At 48.8% G+C, this 19973-nt stretch carries 12 protein-coding genes and 2 tRNA genes; 10 read left to right on the top strand and 4 right to left on the bottom strand.

The genetic code is table 11. The annotated features are described in order from the left end of the window. Positions 1–308: 308 nt before the first annotated feature. Positions 309–1538, bottom strand: a complete 1230-nt coding sequence (locus VZT47_RS05805) for a sigma-70 family RNA polymerase sigma factor (RefSeq protein ID WP_330224029.1) — start codon at positions 1536–1538, stop codon at positions 309–311. A 305-nt stretch (positions 1539–1843) separates the two neighbouring features. On the opposite strand from VZT47_RS05805, the gene VZT47_RS05800 reads away from it, so the two are divergent. Then, the gene (locus VZT47_RS05800) at positions 1844–3028 is read left to right on the top strand and encodes an SEL1-like repeat protein (RefSeq protein ID WP_330224028.1); all 1185 of its coding nucleotides are present in this window, start codon (positions 1844–1846) and stop codon (positions 3026–3028) included. Between the two features lie 912 nt (positions 3029–3940). On the opposite strand, the gene VZT47_RS05795 is transcribed toward VZT47_RS05800, so the two are convergent. After that, positions 3941–4165 (bottom strand): helix-turn-helix domain-containing protein, encoded by a 225-nt coding sequence (locus VZT47_RS05795; protein ID WP_330224027.1) that lies wholly within the window; start codon positions 4163–4165, stop codon positions 3941–3943. A gap of 42 nt (positions 4166–4207) precedes the next feature. After that, positions 4208–4474 (bottom strand): hypothetical protein, encoded by a 267-nt coding sequence (locus VZT47_RS05790; protein WP_330224026.1) that lies wholly within the window; start codon positions 4472–4474, stop codon positions 4208–4210. Between the two features lie 2296 nt (positions 4475–6770). On the opposite strand from VZT47_RS05790, the gene VZT47_RS05785 reads away from it, so the two are divergent. Next, positions 6771–6846: transfer RNA gene (locus VZT47_RS05785), tRNA-Trp, on the top strand. 3 nt (positions 6847–6849) lie between these two features. After that, positions 6850–6926, top strand: a tRNA-Arg gene (locus tag VZT47_RS05780). A 255-nt stretch (positions 6927–7181) separates the two neighbouring features. On the opposite strand, the gene VZT47_RS05775 is transcribed toward VZT47_RS05780, so the two are convergent. Then, positions 7182–8063 (bottom strand): DMT family transporter, encoded by an 882-nt coding sequence (locus tag VZT47_RS05775; protein WP_330224025.1) that lies wholly within the window; start codon positions 8061–8063, stop codon positions 7182–7184. 541 nt (positions 8064–8604) lie between these two features. Here VZT47_RS05775 and VZT47_RS05770 point away from each other — a divergent pair. The 7 genes from VZT47_RS05770 to VZT47_RS05740 all read left to right on the top strand — a co-directional run bounded on the left by VZT47_RS05770 (position 8605) and on the right by VZT47_RS05740 (position 19513). Further along, the gene (locus VZT47_RS05770) at positions 8605–9936 is read left to right on the top strand and encodes an ATP-binding protein (protein WP_330224024.1); all 1332 of its coding nucleotides are present in this window, start codon (positions 8605–8607) and stop codon (positions 9934–9936) included. Positions 9937–10239: 303 nt separating this feature from the next. Further along, complete coding sequence (gene gltB / locus VZT47_RS05765; RefSeq protein WP_330224023.1) at positions 10240–14772, top strand: glutamate synthase large subunit; 4533 nt, start codon at positions 10240–10242, stop codon at positions 14770–14772. Between the two features lie 470 nt (positions 14773–15242). Continuing rightward, a complete protein-coding gene (locus VZT47_RS05760; protein WP_330224022.1) occupies positions 15243–15572 on the top strand; it encodes a hypothetical protein in 330 nt (109 codons plus the stop codon). A gap of 351 nt (positions 15573–15923) precedes the next feature. After that, positions 15924–16262: a hypothetical protein gene (locus VZT47_RS05755; protein WP_330224021.1), complete on the top strand. Its 339-nt coding sequence runs from the start codon at positions 15924–15926 to the stop codon at positions 16260–16262. A 12-nt stretch (positions 16263–16274) separates the two neighbouring features. After that, positions 16275–16715, top strand: coding sequence for a lecithin retinol acyltransferase family protein (locus VZT47_RS05750; protein WP_330224020.1), 441 nt, complete (start codon positions 16275–16277; stop codon positions 16713–16715). Between the two features lie 412 nt (positions 16716–17127). Continuing rightward, positions 17128–18237, top strand: coding sequence for an AAA family ATPase (locus VZT47_RS05745; protein WP_330224019.1), 1110 nt, complete (start codon positions 17128–17130; stop codon positions 18235–18237). A gap of 91 nt (positions 18238–18328) precedes the next feature. After that, entirely contained in the window at positions 18329–19513 is a 1185-nt protein-coding gene (locus VZT47_RS05740) for an SEL1-like repeat protein (protein ID WP_330224018.1), read from the top strand. Positions 19514–19973: the final 460 nt, after the last annotated feature.

Raw genomic sequence — 19973 nt, 5'->3', positions numbered from 1 at the left:
TTCCATGACCTTTCGGTTGAGGAGGACTTATTTCTTTTGTAAAAAATAGAGTGAAAAAATTTCACCGCGCGGTTAGCCGGAGCTTCTGAAAATCATCTGAATCCATCCCTCCGCCGGCTCGATCGATTTTGTACATCCGGGTGATGAGGGATTTCTTCAGGGGCCCTTTCATTCGCTCCACCGGTATAGTAGCAAAAAACGCGATTTGTATCATTAGAATTTTATTAAACTTTCAGATTGAGACAGATTTCCTTCCCCATGAGCTGTCACTATATAAGTATATATAAAGAGCCTGTAGCAGGCACGGTTCAGCAGCGGCTATTTCTCGTTCTTTTATTTCTTTCTTTTCTCATTTTCCTCAGGGCCCGGTTCAGGACGAGGCTCACGTGTTTTTCTTTCATGCCCAGCACCTTGGCGGTATTCTGGACGGAGAGGCCGTTTTTCAGGAAATATACAGTGACAACCTGCCGTTCTTCTTCGGTGAGGATTTCCATAAGTCCTGCCACGAGGGAATTCTGTTCCTCCCGGTCTGACAGGGTATCGGGAGTCCGGGCATTCCGATCGGCCAACGTATCTTTCAGGGTGGAATCACTTGTCTCATGATCCTTCCCTTTCAGCGGGGAATCGATGGAAACAGGATCCATCGGAAGGCTCTTGATTTCCTGAATTTTCTTTTCCGTCACGCCCAGAAGTTTTGCCAGCTCCGAATCCCGGGCTTCCCGGCCATTTTCCTGCAGGAAATTGGAAGCCATGCGATTCATTTTAGAGCGAAGCTCCAGCATATGGCTGGGAATCCGGATCGCGGCCCCCTGATTGCTGAGAGCCCTTGCGATGGACTGGCGGATCCAACAGGTGGCATAGGTGGAAAAACGGACGCCCCGTCTGTAATCGTACCGCTTTACGGCCTTCATGAGACCGATATTTCCTTCCTGAATCAGGTCGGGAAGAGAAAGGCCCCGATTCCTGTATTTCGCGGCAATCGAACTCACCAGTCTCAGATTGCAGAGAGTCAGCCGGTCGGAAGCCTCTCTGGCCGCTTCCTTTTCCGCCTGCGAAGCATGGGGCTCGTTTCCTGCGAGAATGAATTTCGAAAGCTCTGCTTCCTCCTTCGCGGAAAGAAGCTTTCCCCCGTTCACGGAACGGATTTCCCTCTGGTACACCTGCATATCATCCGGAGAAGGTTCCGAAGCGTCCGAACGCCGTTCCTTCCGGGATTCCCGCTCCAGAATGGCATTCTCATACGCTTCCTCTGCAGATTCATCATCCGGATTGTCCTCTGAAAAAGAGGGCTCCGATTCCTCTTCCCTGTCCTCCATCTCCTCCGGCATTTCAGAAATATCTTCAGAAATTTCCTCCGTTTCCAGGGCGCATTCCCCATCCTCCCGGAGCGCATCATAAAGGAGACTCTTTTCCTCCTCCGTGAGACCGTACTCTCGGATGAAATATTCCACATCTTTCCTGCGGATGATCCCATCCGCACTGTTCTTTTTCAAAAGCTCCAGTACCCGGCCGATGCCGGCAGATTTCTCTCTCACCATACCCACTTCCCGGACGTAAACCCATGCATTTCTCTTCCTTAAGGATACCATGACCGGAAAAAAGTGCCAACAGAAAAAGCGGGCAGAGAGGGTGTACAAAAATGGCCCGCTATCCAAAGATGCGGACCTCCTCCACTGAGAACTGATCACTTTATAAACTCCGCCATTCCCTGTATGGTGTAATTATTGTACAGTCCCGGCCTTTTTTATCCGGGACAGGATTTGATGGACGAGCGGACGCGAAGGACCAGGAAATATTTCCTTTCCCCTTTGCATTATAATAGGTATAAAGAGGAGGAACCGATATGGACGAAGAAATCAAAGAAATGAAGCAGCTCATGCTTGAAAGACGGTGGGAAGAAGCGCTGACCCTGGCCAGAGCGCTGTCAGAAAAAGGCCTGTCAGAAGGAGAAGCGGCCATGGCCCGCCTTTACTATCATGGCTATGGCGTGAAAAAGGATGAAATGGAAGCTTTCCTCCTGGCATCCCGGTCAGCCGGCAAAGGAAATGCGGAGGGACAGTACCTTCTGGGCGAAATGTACATGGATGACAGAGAAATGATTCCGGAATATAAAAAGGCTTTTGAAATGTTTCAGAAATCCGCCCTTCAGGGAAATGCCCGGGCCTGCATGATGGTCGGACTGATGTATGCCAAAGGGCAGGGGACAGAAGCAGATGGGATCCGGGCAGAGGAATGGTTCCGGAAAGCCTTTCTGGGACTCAAAAGAAAAGAAGAAAACGGAGAAGCGGATACCGAGGAAACAGGCGTCCTTGGATTGCTGTATCTTCATGGAATGGGCACAGAGATGGACCAGCCCCGGGCCATTCAGCTCTTCCTGAAATCGGCCAGACTGGGAAATGATGAAGTCCAGCAGACCCTGGGCCAGTGCATCATAGAAGGGCAGGGCACGGAGAAAAATATTTCCAGAGGACTGGAATGGATCAGGAAATCAGCGGAGAATGGAAATACGGAGTCTCAGATATTGCTGGGAGACATTTACCTCAAAGGGCAGATCGTAGAAAAAGACCTTTCGGAAGCGGCCAGATGGTACCGAAAGGCGGCAGAGCAGGGAGATAAAGTTGGGGAAAGCCGCCTGGGAATCCTGTACTTCGCGGGCCTGGGCGTAGAAAAAGACAAAAATACAGGCCTCGAATGGATCACCCGGGCTGCCGATCACGGGCAGGCTTCAGCCCAGTGGCTTCTGGGGCACTTTTACAGGAGAGGACGGGGCATGGAAGTGGATTATGAAAAAGCCGGGGAATGGTTCAAAAAAGCGGCAGCCCGTCACTATGGAAAAGCGGCAAACAGCCTGGGAGACCTGTACAAACTCGGCCTGGGCGTGGAAAAAGACCGGTCCAAAGCCATAGAATGGTACAAAAAAGCCCTCGCCTGGGGCTGCAGGGAAGCTGCAAAAAATTTAATCGAACTCGACGATCACGGCCAGGACGCAGGAGAATATCTGAAATCCCTGAAACATACGATACAGTAAGCGGGAAATTGACTTTCAGCAGAAATAATCAATCAGGATGGCTGCCGGATTCATACGGCGGCCATTTTTTATAGGCCAAATGCCCCCGCCCGGCCGGATTTCGCATAAATAAAAGGAACCTTACAATAAGGTTCCTTTTTATTTTGAAAAACAAATGGAAATACGCTGCTGCAACGCCTGCGGAGCGCTAAACAGCTCTTCAACCGACGGTGTGTTTCAAAACCCCAAAGGGTAATCCGCTGTTGCAACCAGGAGTCTGTACAGCAGCCTAAGCCAGTATCGTTTCAATACCCCAAAGGGTAATACGCTGTTGCAACAGCGGGCCTCGGGAGCCCAGTGTTTATGGGCTTTCTGAGAGCCATTTGGAAAACCGATGGCGGAAATCGGCCTTTTTGAGGGATTTTCGGAAAAATCGCTTCCGGTCAATTTTGAAAAAGTCCTGAAAAATAAGCCCCTATAGGGGAAGCGGGACTTTTTTGATTTTGGCAAACCGCCCTCGTCTCCTTTCCTGTATTTTAGGGCTTTCCGGGGTTTTCTGTCAAGTGGGCCATCGGTTTTCCATTCTCATTTAGAATGTGAAAAGTGGGATAAGCATCGATAAAATCTGATTTTTTTAATTCTCAATGGATCTGGCAAACCTATGGGGTACGAAATCATCCGATTTTATCGGGCTTTTCAGGGTTTCCACGAGCCTTTCGGCCTGAAAAACATTCCTTTTTCCGCCGAAGACTTGGAAAACCGCGGACCATTTTTTTACATGTTCCTCATGAAAAGTGTATCAATTTTATATAAAAAGGCCGCCTCTTTTATTTAAAGGCGGCCACTACATTTGCGAACTGATAACTAATAACGGATAACTATTTTTTAATAAGGATTTCTATTTTTGTACAAACACATCTTGAATCCTTAATTTCATTTGTAGGCCATGAGTTCTTCGATGCCTATGTCCAGTTCTTCGGAAATCCGGTCCAGGATGGGGAGGGAGACGGAATGGGAGAGATCGCCGCATTCGATTTTGGACATATAGCGGGTACTGATGCCAATCCTGTCTGCCAGGGCTGCCTGGGAGAGCCGTTTCTTTTTCCGGTAATAGGCAATTTTCAGTCCCATGCCCCGTGGGTCAATCTGCCTTCCCATAGGCGCCTCCTTTGTTTCTCTGCCTGATTCATAATCCAATCTTTAGCGGAAAATGTCCCCTAGGGAGAAGGGGTTCTCTTTTGCCTGATCTCTGTGAGCCTTCATCAGCACCCCGGTCAGGGTTGCGAAGAGTTCGGGAAGATAGTTTTCCGGAACCTTATAAATGGCACACAAGGCCAGAACGAGATTTGTGGTGATGACGGTGGAATCTTTTTCTTCGGTGTCAACGGTGACGCGAAATCCATCTTCGCCCTCTTCAATGACCCGGATCGTGATGTCTTTGGAATTTGTGGGAACGTCTTTTTCCATATGTTTTCTCCTTACTCTCTTTGTACGATGGGAAATATGCTGTCACACTGCGAAATCCTGCGTTTTTCCTGTCACCTCTCATTCACAATCATGAGGAAATAGACTGCGGGTGTGGTACAACTCGAAAGACTGCAATAGTGTTGCGAACTTTCATAGACTGCGGGTGTGGTACAACTAAATAGACTGCGATAGTGTTGCGACCTTTCATGGACTGCCGGTGTGGTACAACTATAGACTGCGATAGTGTTGCGACCTTTCATGGACTGCCGGTGTGGTACAACCCGATAGATTGCAATAGTGTTGCGACATTTCATGGACTGTTTGTGTGGTACAACCCCATAGACTGCAAAAGTGTTGCGACATTTCATGGACTGTTTGTGTGGTACAACCCCATAGACTGCAAAAGTGTTGCGACATTTCATGGACTGTTTGTGTGGTACAACTGAATAGATTGCAATAGTGTTGCGACCTTTCATGGACTGCCGGTGTGGTACAACTATAGACTGCAAAAGTGTTGCGACCTTTCATAGACTGCCGGTGTGGTACAACTGGATAGACTGCAATAGTGTTGCGACCTTTCATGGACTGCCGGTGTGGTACAACTGAATAGACTGCAATAGTGTTGCGACCTTTCATGGACTGCCGGTGTGGTACAACTATAGACTGCAATAGTGTTGCGACCTTTCATGGACTGCGTGTGTGGTACAACTGAATAGACTGCGATAGTGTTGCGACCTTTCATGGACTGCGTGTGTGGTACAACTATAGACTGCGATAGTGTTGCGACCTTTCATGGACTGCGTGTGTGGTACAACTGGATAGACTGCAATAGTGTTGCGACATTTCATGGACTGCGTGTGTGGTACAACTATAGACTGCAATAGTGTTGCGACCTTTCATGGGCTGCCGGTGTGGTACAACTATAGACTGCGATAGTGTTGCGACCTGTTTTGGGCCTGATAGTGTGGTACAAGTGAATAGATTGCAATAGTGTTGCGACTTATAGACTGCGATTGTGGTACAACTCCGTTTCAAACCCGAAGGTACCTGCCGGAGCAGGGGGATTTTTTTATTCATATATAGACTGCAAAAGTGTTGCGACCTGGTTTCAACACCGAAAGAGGAACGGTGCGAGGGTGAAAATCATGGACTGCCATAGTGTTGCGACCTTGTTTCAGCACAGGAAGCAAAACGCTGCTGGAGCGAATATGATAGGCTGCCATTGTGGTATAACTTTTCTTCGGGACGAAAATGAGGCTGACTGATGAAAGGCACCCGGGAAAGATGAGGAAATCCGTTACCCTGTCCTTTCGATAAGGGGGTTCGCAACGCGGTCAGGCACGAATCCTCGTCGGAACCAATAAAATCCTTGTCAGGGCCAATCGTGATCGGGACAATCGTCAAATTTCTATGAAAGGATTGATGGTCCCGCAGCTGATTATCTTCGCCAGGGCGCATACCGGTCAGCAGCGGACAGTCATCCCCTCACCCGCCGCGGGAGCTCCCCGGAGTTACAGGTCCCTTTTGGCTCATTTTTGACTTGTACGATCGTACAGCCCCTCCGCCGCCTTCGGGGAGGCTGATAGGGGAGCCTGACCATCAGGCGGCTTTGGGCCGCCGGGAGGAAATCTCGGAACTTCCATGCGGGAAATAACAAAAAGCCGCCCATAGAATGGACGGCTTTTTGCAGCAGAAAAAACTCCCTGGGAGATGGATTTTTCGTTGACCGGATTTCCGATCTTACCTGTCAATCGGCTGCAGAAATTCCTGCGTTTGGATATGACATCCCGTGACTAAGTACGTAGCGGGGGGCGCGGATCCGAACGTGTATCGTTTTTCTCATTTCGGGAGTTTATTCTGTTTTTGTAAAAATATTGGAATTGAGATTTTCCTCGAGGATTGGAAAGCAATCGGAACACGTGGGCCTTGCTCCGGATCCGCCTGAAATTTCTGGGCGCCTGGCGGATCGGTTGGAGCTCGGCCCGAGGCCTCGTTCTTCTTGCCTTCCCGTATATATAGTCGAGAAAAACCTATTTTGTATCATTAGAAATATGTTAGATTTTTCTTTTTTAGAACCAGTCAGCATTCGGAGGGCCTTTTCATAAGGAAATTGAATAAGGCATCGGCCGATTTCATGTATTTCTATTCCCCAAAAATGAAAATTTTTCAAGTTTGGGGAATAGAAGGGGAAATATCTCGGGGAATCAATAAAAATTTCAAAAAGGGGCTTGCCAAAAAGGGAAATATCTGCTATGATTATTCAGTCGCAAGCAATGGGAAACCGTTGAATGCCTGCAGGGGCATAGCGCAATTGATAGAGCAACGGTCTCCAAAACCGTAGGTTGGGGGTTTGAGTCCCTCTGCCCCTGCCATATGGCCCAATAGCTCAGCTGGATAGAGCACTTGACTACGAATCAAGGTGTCGGGAGTTCGAATCTCTCTTGGGTCACCAAAGAAAAGCACAGCAAAGGCTGTGCTTTTTTAGTGTCTGTTTCCCGTTCTGAATGGGAAGCTTTGGTAGTAAAAGTTATCAGTTCTTAGTTCTCAGTTATTAGTGAAGGTGGCTGCATTGAAGATAAAGGCAGCCCATTTTATAGTGGTTTCTTTTCATCCGGTTAAATTTCCATCAAAAAGGCGCTGCTTCATGAATTGTGCAGCGCTTCCTTCGCTGAGAAGTGAAAACTGATCACTGAGAACTTTCCTCATACTATTTTCTTGCAACGAGTGCTACCGCGATGATAATGAACGCAATCCCCAGAAGTTCCCAGAATCCGAAGAGGGTATGGAAGAGAAGGAAGGCAAAAATGATGGAGGAGAGGGGTTCGAAAGCGGCGATGATGGAGGCTTCTGACGGTTTGATATAGGCTACACTGTTGAGGTAGAGTCCGAAGGCAAGGACTGTGCCGAAGAGGACTACATAACCGAAGGCGCCAAAGGTTTCCCCGTCCAGGGTTCCCGTAAAGGGAGTGAAAAGGGAAATAAGGCCCATAACTACGGAGGCAATCAGCATGCCCCAGCCTACGACGGAAGGAGAACCGTATTTCTTAATGATGGATACGGGAACGACGGAATAAATGGCACAGGAAAGGGCGGAGAGAAGTCCCCAGAAAAGGGCGAGGGGAGAAATGGAAAGAGATGAGAAATCGCCTGCCGTGGCAATGAGAGCCGTTCCGGCGATGGCAAAAATAGTACATCCCATTTCTACTGAGGAAGGATGGCGTTTTTCCCGAAAACAGGTCCAGAAAATGATGAGGATCGGCATGAGGTACTGAAGAATCGTGGCTGTCGGCGCATTGCTGTAACGGATGGCTGCGAAATAACAGTACTGGGTCCCCAGCATGCCCAGAGCGCCAAAAACGAGAAGGGACAGCCGGTCTTTCCCCTTTTTCCACACCGACCATATGTCCTTTTTCAGGAAATATGCCGCCAGGACGAGGACCAGTCCCGAAACGAGGAGCCGGAAAAAAGTGAGCCATTCCGGCGGCATTCCCTTTCCCTGGAGAAGAATCTGCCCCGCAATGCCGCTGGATCCCCAGAGCGTGGCCCCGATGGATGCGGAAAGAATGCCCCGCCGCCTTTCAGTCGTCATGGTATCGCCTCTTTTTTATGTTTTCTATCATAAAGGATTTATGTCATCAGGGCAAGAAAGAAATTATGGCTGGATAGGAATTGGGGATTAGGGGAGGGATCAGGGGCGGTGGCGGGCAAAAAATTTGTAAAGCCCGCCATTTTGATTATGAAAGTCATCCGGATATGTTGGAAAATACAAATCATGGAATTTTGTGGGAGACGGCTATTTTAAAATGTGGCATTCTGTGGAAAGCGGCTGAAAATCAGAACATTTTGCGGAAACAGGGGAAATAGCTATTTTAAATTTTGCGGAAACCGGGTGTTTTGCCGGAATAAAAAATGCGGGAATTGTATTTTGAGAAAATATAGGATAAAAATGCAGGTAAAATCCTTTGCCCAGCCATAGGATTTCATGTTTGATGGATTAAATAACAGGATTTTGTTGAAATTTGAAATAAAAAATTACTATATTTTGCAAGAATTCTTGATTTTAAAATATAGGATTTTGTAGTAAAATTGAATTATAAAATATGGAATTTTGTGATAAGGAGCAGCGGGCCATGTTTTACAGAAAGATTTACAACCAGATGAAAGCGTGGAAAGAGACCTGGGGTGGAAAGAGTGCTTTACTGATTGAGGGGGCACGGCGGGTTGGCAAGTCAACAGTGGTTGAAGAATTTGCAAAAAATGAGTATGAATCATACCTGCTTATAGACTTTTCCATAGCTCGTCCCGAGGTATTTAAGCTGTTCGAGGATATTTCAGATTTGAATTTCCTCTTTTTACGGCTTAAAGTCATGTACCAGGTACAGCTTGAGGAACGGAAATCTGTCATCATCTTTGATGAGGTGCAATTTTGTCCCAGAGCGCGGCAGGCGATCAAACATCTGGTTAAAGACGGTCGTTATGATTATATAGAAACAGGCTCTCTAATCTCCATCCATCGTAATGTGAAGGATATCCTTATTCCAAGTGAAGAAATGCGCCTTACCATGGTCCCCATGGACTTTGAGGAGTTTCTTGTGGCAACCGGGAAAGGAAGTCTTCCCGGTCTTTTGAGGGAGGTATTGAAAGAAGGAAAACCGCTGGGAGAGGGCACACATAGATATCTGATGAGACAGTTCCGTCTTTATATGCTGGTAGGGGGCATGCCACAGGCAGTAGAGACATTTATCAGAACTAACGATTTCCATAACGTGGACGATATAAAGCGGGCTATTTTGGATATTTATGAGGACGATTTCAGGAAGCTGGATGATTCCGGCAATATGACAAGAATTTTTAATGCCATACCGTCTCAATTGAATAAAAATGCTTCCCGGTATCAGATATCCAGTGTTCTGCCGAATGAACGGGCAGTGACAATGGCGCGTCAGATTTATGAGATGCAGGAATCAAAGACGGTTCTGATTTCTTACGCAGTCACTGATCCGGGTTTTGGTATGGGGGCTGCCAGGGATTTATACAGATATAAAATATTCCTCGCTGATACCGGCCTTTTCGTGACCCTTATGTTTATGGATACGGATTTTACTAAAAACATAATATACGAAAAGCTGTTAAGTGATAAGAACAGAGCCAACCTTGGATATTTATATGAAAATATGACTGCCCAAATGTTGACTGCCATGGGGTTTAATCTGTATTACTATACATTTACTAAAGAGAACAGCAGGTATTTCTATGAGATTGATTTCATGATTCCTGATATCAATAAAGTCATTCCGGTTGAAGTTAAATCATCGGGCTATAAAGCCCATTCATCGCTGGATGCTTTTCAGAAAAAGTATTCCGACAGGATTAGCAGGAGATTTCTGTTTTATACTAAAGATTTTCAAAAGGATAAGGATATTTACTGCTATCCTATGTACCTTGTACCATTTTTAAAGTGATAGCTTACGGAGATTTCCGTTTGTTTCCAGATTGGAAATACATGTACTCCTCATTACCCGCAGGCTTTTCCCGGATGTGGCTTATGGTGCCCGGACCGATAATTTTGCCTTCCGGATAACAATCAGCGTATTTGACTCAAATCCCGGGAAAATGATAAATTTCCCCAATTAATATGCTAAAGCCTATTGTCAATCCATTAAAACCGGTGCTATAATGTAAAGTACAACAAAAAGTATCCAACGCCGGACATTCCAGCTCTTGCTGTGATGCCCGGCGTTTTGTTTATGGGGGAGGAATGAAGTATGGAACAAAAATGGAGAGATTATCCCCAGCCCCAGGGGCTGTATGATCCGAGAAATGAACACGACGCCTGCGGGATTGGTTTTGTGGCCAATATCAAGGGCAATAAATCTTATGACATCGTTTACGATGCCCTGAAAATCCTGGAAAAGCTGAAACACCGGGGCGGTGAAGCGGCAGACCATAAGAGCGGCGACGGCGCAGGGATTCTGACCCAGATTCCGGATGAATTCTTCCGCCGGGAATGCAGTGTCCTGGGCTTTAACCTGCCGCCGGCCGGGGAATACGGGGTAGGCATGATTTTCGCTCACCGCTATGATGATTTCCGCAAAGAACAGATGCGGCTTTTCGAAGAAATCGTCAAAGAAGAAGGCCAGACCGTCCTGGGCTGGCGCGAAGTACCGATCGATGAATCGATCATCGGTGAAGTGGCCCGCTCCGTGCGTCCCCATTTCCTTCAGGTTTTCATCGCGAAAAATCCGGAAATCAAAGAACCCATGGATTTTGAACGGAAACTCTTCATCATCCGCCGTCTGGCTGAAAAGAAAATCATTCCCCTCTCCGAAGGCATGGGCACTGATTTCTATATCGCTTCCCTGTCTTCCCGTACCATTGTTTACAAAGGCATGCTGACGTCCCTGCAGCTCCGCCATTTTTATCTGGACCTTTCCGACCTGGATTATAAGACTGCCATGGCCATGGTTCATTCCCGTTTCTCCACGAATACCTTCCCCAGCTGGGCAAGGGCTCATCCGAATCATTACATCTGTCATAACGGGGAAATCAATACGATTCAGGGAAATATCAACTGGCTGAATGCCAGGGAAAGCAAATCCCGTCCTTCCGACCATCCGGAACTGGTCAAAGCTTTCCCTATTGTCGATGCCACCGGTTCCGATTCTGCCATGTTTGATAACTGCCTGGAATATCTCCATATGTCCGGTCATTCTCTGGCCCATGCTATGATGATCATGATTCCGGAACCCTGGGAAAGAGATCCGGCCATGAGTCAGGAAAAGAGGGATTTCTACCGTTACCACAATTTCATGATGGAACCCTGGGACGGTCCGGCAGCCATCTGTTTCTGCGATGGCGTCAATATCGGCGGTATGCTGGACAGAAATGGACTCCGTCCGGCCCGTTACTATGTGATGAAAGATGACCGGGTCATTCTGTCTTCCGAAGTAGGGGCTGTTTCCGTCAATCAGAAAGATGTGCTTTACAAAGGCCGTCTGGAACCGGGCAAGATTTTCCTCATCGATACGTCCCAGCAGCGCATCGTGAGCGATGAAGAAATCAAGCATAAAATGGCTTCCTCCCATCCTTACGGCGAATGGTGCAGAGAGCACATTCTGGACCTGAAGGACATTACGGAAAAGAAGGAAATAGAAATACCGGAAGACCTCCTGGAACAGCAGAAGAATTTCGGCTATACCCAGGAAGATATCCGGGATATGATCATTCCTATGGCCGATCAGGGAAAAGATCCGGTCGGCGCCATGGGTATGGATTCACCGCTGGCCGTTCTTTCTGATAAACCGCGGCTCCTCTACGATTATTTCCAGCAGAATTTCGCCCAGGTCACCAATCCGCCGATTGATGCCATCCGTGAAAAAGTAGTCACTTCTTCTACCGTTTATGTAGGAAATATGGCGAACATCATGGATCCTGACGAAAAAGGTACCGCATCCCTTGCCATTGAGCGGCCCCTCATTACGAATGAAGAAATGGAGGCCATCAAAAATCTGAAAGATGACCGCCTTCGTCCCTATATCCTTTCCATGCTCTATACCGAAGGGAAAGGGGAAATGAAAAAAGCCCTGGACAATCTCTGCGCCGAAGCGCTGAAGGCAGTGAAAGAAGGCCACAATATCCTCATCCTTTCCGATAAGGGAGCGGATAAAGACCATCTGGCCATTCCGGCCCTCCTGGCATCGGCGGGACTTCATAATTTCCTCATCCGCGAAAAAGTCCGTCCCGATGTGGGTATCATTCTCGAATCCGGCGAACCCCGGGAAGTGCACCATTTCTGCACTCTGATCGGTTATGGCGCCACCGCTGTCAATCCGTACCTGGCCCTTTCTACCGTGACAGATCTCGCAAAGAAAGGCCGGCTCTCCGGAAAAACGGCAGAAGAAGCCATCGATAATTATATGAAAGCTTCCGTGAACGGCATCCTTTCCGTTATGTCGAAAATGGGTATTTCTACCGTCAAATCCTACCACGGCGCCCAGATTTTTGAAGCCGTGGGTATCGGCAAAGAAGTGGCTGACGAATATTTCGGCCATACCACTTCCCCGGTCGGCGGGATTGGTATCGGGGAAATCGAAAAAGACAATGTTCTCCGCCATGAAGCGGCCTATGGAAATAAAAAGGGCCTTCCCTCCGGGGACGTTCTGAAATACAGAAGAAACGGGGACGAACCCCACATCCTTACGGCCGAAGCCATCCGGCTTCTCCAGCAGGCCTGCAAAACCGGGTCCTATGCCCTTTACAAAGAATACGCAAAGAAAGTCAATGAACCCCTCATCCGGCTAAGGGATCTTATGGATTTCATCTATCCCGAAGGCTGTTCCATTCCCATTGAAGAAGTGGAAAGCGTACCGGATATCATCCATCATTTCCGTACCGGGGCCATGAGCTATGGCGCTCTTTCGAAAGAAGCCCATGAATGTATCGCAGAGGCTATGAACAGCCTGGGAACCCGGAGCAATACGGGCGAAGGCGGCGAAGATGCGGAAAGGTTCCAGATCCGCGCCGACGGCACTTCCGTGAATGATGAAATCAAACAGGTTTCCACAGCCCGGTTTGGTGTCACCGGAAATTACCTCGTTCATGCTTCCGAACTGCAGATCAAATGCGCCCAGGGTGCAAAACCGGGCGAAGGGGGTCATCTTCCGGGGGCAAAAGTGGATCCGGCCATCGCCCATACCCGTCATTCCACCCCCGGCGTATTCCTGATTTCCCCGCCGCCGCACCATGATATTTACTCCATCGAAGACCTGGCAGAACTGGTCTTTGATTTGAAAAATGCAAATCCCGGAGCCGAAATCAATGTGAAACTGACCGCAGGAAAAGGGGTCGGAACCATTGCGGCCGGAGTTGTGAAAACAAAGGCAGACAGCATTACGATTTCCGGCTATGACGGAGGAACCGGCGCGGCTCCCCGGACTTCCGAAAGACATGCGGGGATTCCCTGGGAAATCGGACTTTCCGAAGCCCAGCAGGTCCTCCTTCTCAATAAACTTCGGGACCGGGTGAAACTGGAAACGGACGGCAAACTTTTAACCGGCCGGGATGTAGCCATTGCCGCCCTTCTGGGTGCCGAACAGTTCTCTTTCTGTACGGGACCCCTCATTGCCATCGGCTGCCAGATGTTCCGGGTATGCAATAAAAATACCTGCCCCTTCGGCATCTGCACCCAGGATGAAAAACTCCGGAAACGGTTCAACGGAAAACCGGAATACGTGGTGAACTATATGCGTTTCGTAGCCCAGGACCTTCGTGAAATCATGGCCCGCCTGGGATTCCACAAACTGGAAGACATGGTGGGAAGAAGCGACCGGCTGAAACAGAAAGGACTCACCGGAAACAGAAAAGCCGATACGGTCTCCCTGGACGCCATCCTTTTCCGCCCCTATACCGATGCCTCCGTGGGTCATCATTTCGAAAAGCCCCAGGACCATGAACTGGAAAGGACCATGGATATGTCCAAACTGGTCCGCATGTGCCGTCCGGCTCTGGAAGAAAAGAAACCGCTCCGCGCAAAACTGTACATTAAAAATACAAACCGCGTCACCGGCACCCTTCTGGGCAGCGAAATTTCCAAACGCTACGGAGAAGAAGGACTTCCGGAAGACACCATCCGCCTCGATTTCGTAGGTTCCGCAGGCCAGAGCTTTGGCGCTTTCATTCCGAAAGGCCTCACCCTGACGCTGGAAGGCGATGCGAACGACTATGCAGGCAAAGGCCTTTCCGGCGGCAAAATGATTATTTTCCCGCCAAGAGAAGCCACCTTCAAAGCCTCTGAAAATATCATCATCGGAAATGTAGCCTTCTTCGGCGCTACCAGCGGACGGGCCTTCGTTTCCGGCCGGGCGGGAGAACGATTCTGCGTCAGAAACAGCGGAGCCACCGTAGTCGTGGAAGGCGTAGGAAATCACGGTCTGGAATATATGACCGGAGGAAAAGTCGTTATCCTGGGTTCTACCGGAATGAATCTGGCAGCCGGTATGTCCGGCGGAATAGCCTATGTAGTGGATCTGGATATCCGCCTTGTCAATAAAGGCATGGTTCATACCGAACCTTTGGAAGAAGGACCGGAATCCGAAGAAGTACGGAAACTCATCGAAGAACACTACATCACCACCCGGAGCGAAAAAGCTATGGAAATCCTTGCCCAGTGGCATCTCTATCGCGCAAGGATCACCAAAATCATCCCGAACGACTATCAGGCCATGCAGGAAAAGATCGCGAAATACCTGGCAGAAGGAAAGACACAGCAGGAAGCGGAGATGCTGGCGTTTAAGTCCTGAGCCGTTAGAAAGTTATCAGTTCTTAGTTATCAGTTATCAGTGAAGGTGGGCGCCTTGAAATTATGTTAGGCGCCCATTTTTTTATTGCCATTTTTCTCAATGGCTTTTGAATCGGGGATGTCGGGGATCTCGGGGATTATTTCGGGAATCTCGGGAATGTGGGCCGCATCAAATTTGGAAGCGGCCCGATTTTTATATTGCCCGCCCACCCGCCCCAAACCATACCCGGCCCTGCGGGCCGATGAAAAACAGGCTCCGCCCCTGCGGGCCCGGGGCATTAAGGATTCGTGTACTTTTTACTTTGCTTTTCAACTCTGCGAACTGATCACTGATAACTTTTCAACCAGAGTTCTTACGAAATAATTCCAAAAAAGTTTTTCATTCTCCGGCGGCGTCAATTCCTGTCGTGCGCAAATGATATAGTACCTTTAGAAAGAGGAACAAAGAAAGTTCCCTGATGGAGGTACAACATGGAAGAAGACAAGAAATTCAATGCAGAATCAGCCGGCGAAATTCCGGAAGAAAAAGGGCCCATCGAAGAAATTTCCAAAGAAACCGAAGAAACCCTGAGCGCGCCCATCGAAGAAATGGCAGCAAAACCGGAGCCCCTTTCCGAAAGCGAAGAAGACAAAGCAGTGAACCAGGCCATTTCTGAATGGAGCAAAGATATGGACGAAGCCCTGGCCAATTTCGATAAAGCCGCCGAATCCGTATGCGACAGTCTAGACGAAATCAGTGACCGGATGAACCGGCTTTTCGATAAACTGGACGAAGTCGTAGGGAAAATGGATAAAGAGTAAGATTGCAGCCGTTAGCCTTTAGCCGTTAGCAGTTAGCGAATAGACAGGCTCCGAAATTATCATACAAGGCACATATGCGGCTAATTGCCAAAAGTCATTCATGCGACATGACTCTATCGGTAAGCAAGCGGCCCCCTTCGAGAAGGGGGCTCAAGGGCAGCGGTGGGGGAACGAATGCCCGCGCACTATCGGTCCGCGAAGGAGCGAAGATTATCAATAGCACGAAAATCCTAAGCCTCTGGCGAGGGGAATCGTTCCCCGGCGAAAATGAAAAAAGCGACAGAACCTGTCGCGATTAAATGGTATATTTCTCTTATCAAATTCACCCATATTTCCAAAGAGGAGGCCCCTATGGACAGAAACAATAAACCGGAAATGGAAAACGAACTGGAAAACCTGGAAACCGAGAATCTCCACAAAGCAGGTGAAGACCTGAATACCATCGTGGAAGGACTGGCAGACAAGCGGATCGACGATTACGTAGACTCTTCGGACGATATTTTCAATCCCGACGAACCCCTCTCCGAAGAAGAACAGGAAAAACTGGCAAAAATGGCAGAAACCCTGGAAGAAGGACTCGAAATCTTCGACAAAAGCAGCGAAAAAGTCTTTAGCGTCCTGGATTCCATCATCGACGGACTGGACGACCTTGAAAAATCCCTTGACGACATCATGGATGATCTGGACTGAGGAAAAAATCAGATGAATGAAGAATTTTTCGAAGACCTTTTCCATTACCTCACCGATGAGCCGGGGGCAGCGAAAGCGGGAGACGTGATTTACGTCCAGCGGACCTTCTATAAACACTATGGGGTCTATATAGGAAATAAAAAAGTCATCCACTTCGCCCCGAAAAAAGAAGGCGGCATCGCAGTCATCCACGAAACCACCCTCTCAAAATTCCTCGGAGACGAAGCAGACTACCATGTAGTCGACTTCTCCGGCGAGAAAGTCTACACCCGCGAAACCACGGTACGGCGGGCCAAACGGTGCCTTGGCATCAAAGGCTATGACCTGATTTCCAGCAACTGCGAACACTTTGCCCTATGGTGCCGGACAGGTCATAAATACTCCACCCAGGTAGAAGACCCCGAAAAAGCCCTTCCCCCGGAACTCAAACTCCTGCTGGATCTGGGGAAATAATACGATGAAGGCCGATTGCAGAGACAACCGGCTTTTTCATTGGGCGTAAGAGGAATTGGGATCAGGGATTGGGGGAGGTGGCGCTGCACCATTCATATAGCAGCGCCCTTATATACTTTACTATAGAAATAAAGCACAAATGGGACTGACTGACAAAAGGCAAGCATGCCTGAAGACTCTATCGGCAGCCGGGAGGCCCTCCTCGAAAGGAGGGCCGGCAATGGAAGATTTCGAAAATATTTCCAACAATTTCCCCTAAACGACAATTCCTGTCGTTTCTTTTTGCTATACTGCTCCTTATCTGACTCATTTTGCAGAAAGGAGGATGGTTCCACAGGTCATGGGAATCAAAAAGCAGTCCGAAGGTATTTCCTTTATTTCCAGAAAAATTTCCAGTCTTGAGGAGGCCTGAATGATGAATTACGAAGAATCATTTCTGAAAAGCGCTGAAAATATGGACCGGGTGATGGAGGAAGACGAATTTTCCCGCCTGGCCAGGTCCCTTACGGAGGGCCGGACCCCGGGAATGGCCGCGAAAATCCTTTCAAAGAGGCTGCATTCCATCATTCATTCCGAAGGATATACGCCCGATGAAAAATGGTATGCCCGGGATCTGTTTGCGCAACTGGTGAGCTGCTACGGATATATGTCCATCCGTGAACTCTGGGGAGACACGAATGATCCCGAAGACAAGAAGTCCCTTTCCGAACTCCTGAAGGACCTGGATCATCTCACCGGCCTTGGGGAAGTGAAAGGAAAAGTGAGAAGCCTCATCGATTACCAGCGAGTCCAGAAAATGCGCCGGGAACGGGAACTTTTTTCCGAACAGAGTACCCTCCACATGGCTTTCCTGGGAAATCCGGGCACCGGTAAAACCACGGTAGCCCGCATCGTGGGAAGGGTTTATAAAAAACTGGGACTCCTTTCCAAAGGCCATTTCATGGAAGTCTCCCGCACCGATCTCATCGCAGGCTACCTGGGACAGACCGCCCTTAAAGCGCGGAAAGTCATCGAAAAAGCAAAAGGCGGAGTCCTTTTCATCGACGAAGCCTACAGCATTACGGAAAACGAAAAAGACGATTCCTATGGGCGGGAATGCCTCACCGAACTCACCAAAGCCCTGGAAGATTACCGGGATGATCTGGTCGTCATCGTGGCAGGCTATACCGAACCTATGGAAAAATTCTTCGAATCCAACCCGGGACTGAAATCCCGTTTCAATACCTTCATCGACTTTCCCGACTACGATGCCGGAGAACTGGGAGACATCTTCCGCACCATCTGCGAAAAAAACGATTATAAAATCGACGAAAAAGCCTCCACGGGCATTCAGGAAATCTTCGAAAGTGCTGTCGCCCATAAAGAAGAAAATTTCGCCAACGGCCGCTTCGCAAGAAATATGTTTGACGACCTCACCATGATCCATGCCGCAAGAGTAGCCCGCCTCAAGTATCCCACCCGGAGCGATCTTTCCACCATCCGCAGCGAAGACGTGGAAACCTGGATGAAAATCAGGAAATAAAGAGGGGCCCCCGGACAGATATTATTTCGCATGTGGCGGTCCGCATGGCACCGTCCGTGTATTATAATAGGTGTAAATAAAGGAGGCTCCTATGGACAAGGACAAGAGAATCGAAACACTGAAGAAACTGCTTTCCGGAAAGAAATACGAAGAAGCCCTGACCCTGGCCGGAAAACTGACCGACGAAGGGTCCCCGGAAGGTGAAGTGGCTTTGGCCGAGCTTTACTATGATGGAAAAGGCGTGAAAAAAGACGAAGTGGAAGCCTTCATCCATGCCTCCAGGGCCGCGGAAAAAGGAAATGCCGACGCAGAGTACCTGCTGGGAACCCTGTACATGAATGACAAAGACATGATGCAGGACAATGACAAAGCCCTGGAAATGTTTCAGAAAGCGGCGGAGCAGGGCCATGCCCTGGCCTGCCAGAGACTGGGATTCCTCTACCTGGACGGCAAAATCGTCCCGAAAGACGAAGAAAAAGCAGAAACCTGGTTCCACAAAGCCGCCCGAATCTACGAAAACGGAGCCGATGAAAACCGGGATCCCGAAATCTATGCCCTCGGCATGATGTACCTGAGCGGAAATGGGATTCGTCAGGACAGACAGAAAGCCTTCGGACTCTTTCAGAAAATCGCCTTCAGAGGCGAACCTTATGGCCAGCAGATGGTGGGACTCTGCTTCCTCAGAGGCTGGGGCACCGGAAAAAATCCGGGCAAAGCTGCCGAATGGATGCGGAAAGCCGCGGAAAATGGAGATATAAAAGCCCGAAACTTCATGGGAAGCTTCTACGCTTTTGGCACAGGCGTAGAACAGGATTACAAAAAAGCCTTCGAATGGTACAAAAAAGCAGCGGACCATGGAGACAGCAATGGACAGACCGCTGTAGGACAACTCTACCGTGCCGGCAGGGGCGTGGAAAAAAGCATCCCCAAAGCCATAGAATGGTTCAAAAAAGCGGCAGAACAGGGAAATCCCGCAGCCCTCTGCCATCTGGGGACCCTTTACCTCTGCGACCGCGCCGCAGGCATCGATCAGAAAAAAGGAATGGAACTCCTCCATAAAGCCGCCGAAAAACACTACGGCGGAGCCGCCAGATACCTCGGAGACGCCTATAAACTGGGCGTGGGCGTAGAAAAAGACGAAACCAAAGCCCTCGAATGGTACAAAAAAGCCCTCGACTGGGGCGACTCCCAGGCCAGAAAAAACCTCATCGAACTGGGCTATAACGGCCAGGAAGTAGGAAGCTACCTGGAAACACTGAAACATACCGTACAGTGAAGAGTGGAGCAGTCAGCCGTTAGCAGTCAGCCGTGAAAGCAGCGCCCTGAAATGATAAAGACGCTATTTTTATTCCGGTCTGTATTCTTTGAAACTTTGAGAAATCAGCCTTCTTCGGTACTTTGCATCGTTCGGGACTCGGGACATTGGGAATCGGGCAGGTGGCGGGCACAATTCATACAGCCCGCCAGTTTTTATGTAGAAGCCATACAGATAGGGGATGAATAGGAAGAAATCCGTCAGCATGCTATCGTTTCAGGCTCCCCGAGCCCGGTAATGGCACACACTTAAGGATTTACTCCTAAAAACAGACAATTATATAACCCCATTTTAGCGTATCCAGCAGGATACGCTTTTTAATTTATTAATTTTAAATTTTAATGCGCGGAAAGCTTGACACAATGGAAAAAATATGCGGCACAGCCCTTTGAAGTTTGGGGGACCGCTAAGGCGGTCAATC

The sequence above is a fragment of the Dialister sp. genome (assembly GCF_036343215.1).
Lineage (GTDB): Bacteria > Bacillota > Negativicutes > Veillonellales > Dialisteraceae > Dialister.
Note: the sequence above shows the minus strand (reverse complement) of the source record. Positions and strands in the feature narration are given on the sequence as shown.

Coding starts and splice junctions, on each gene's coding strand:
- VZT47_RS05805 (WP_330224029.1), bottom strand. CDS start 1,538: ATGGTGAGAGAGAAATCTGCCGGCATCGGCCGGGTACTGGAGCTTTTG.
- VZT47_RS05800 (WP_330224028.1), top strand. CDS start 1,844: ATGGACGAAGAAATCAAAGAAATGAAGCAGCTCATGCTTGAAAGACGG.
- VZT47_RS05795 (WP_330224027.1), bottom strand. CDS start 4,165: ATGGGAAGGCAGATTGACCCACGGGGCATGGGACTGAAAATTGCCTAT.
- VZT47_RS05790 (WP_330224026.1), bottom strand. CDS start 4,474: ATGGAAAAAGACGTTCCCACAAATTCCAAAGACATCACGATCCGGGTC.
- VZT47_RS05775 (WP_330224025.1), bottom strand. CDS start 8,063: ATGACGACTGAAAGGCGGCGGGGCATTCTTTCCGCATCCATCGGGGCC.
- VZT47_RS05770 (WP_330224024.1), top strand. CDS start 8,605: ATGTTTTACAGAAAGATTTACAACCAGATGAAAGCGTGGAAAGAGACC.
- gltB (WP_330224023.1), top strand. CDS start 10,240: ATGGAACAAAAATGGAGAGATTATCCCCAGCCCCAGGGGCTGTATGAT.
- VZT47_RS05760 (WP_330224022.1), top strand. CDS start 15,243: ATGGAAGAAGACAAGAAATTCAATGCAGAATCAGCCGGCGAAATTCCG.
- VZT47_RS05755 (WP_330224021.1), top strand. CDS start 15,924: ATGGACAGAAACAATAAACCGGAAATGGAAAACGAACTGGAAAACCTG.
- VZT47_RS05750 (WP_330224020.1), top strand. CDS start 16,275: ATGAATGAAGAATTTTTCGAAGACCTTTTCCATTACCTCACCGATGAG.
- VZT47_RS05745 (WP_330224019.1), top strand. CDS start 17,128: ATGATGAATTACGAAGAATCATTTCTGAAAAGCGCTGAAAATATGGAC.
- VZT47_RS05740 (WP_330224018.1), top strand. CDS start 18,329: ATGGACAAGGACAAGAGAATCGAAACACTGAAGAAACTGCTTTCCGGA.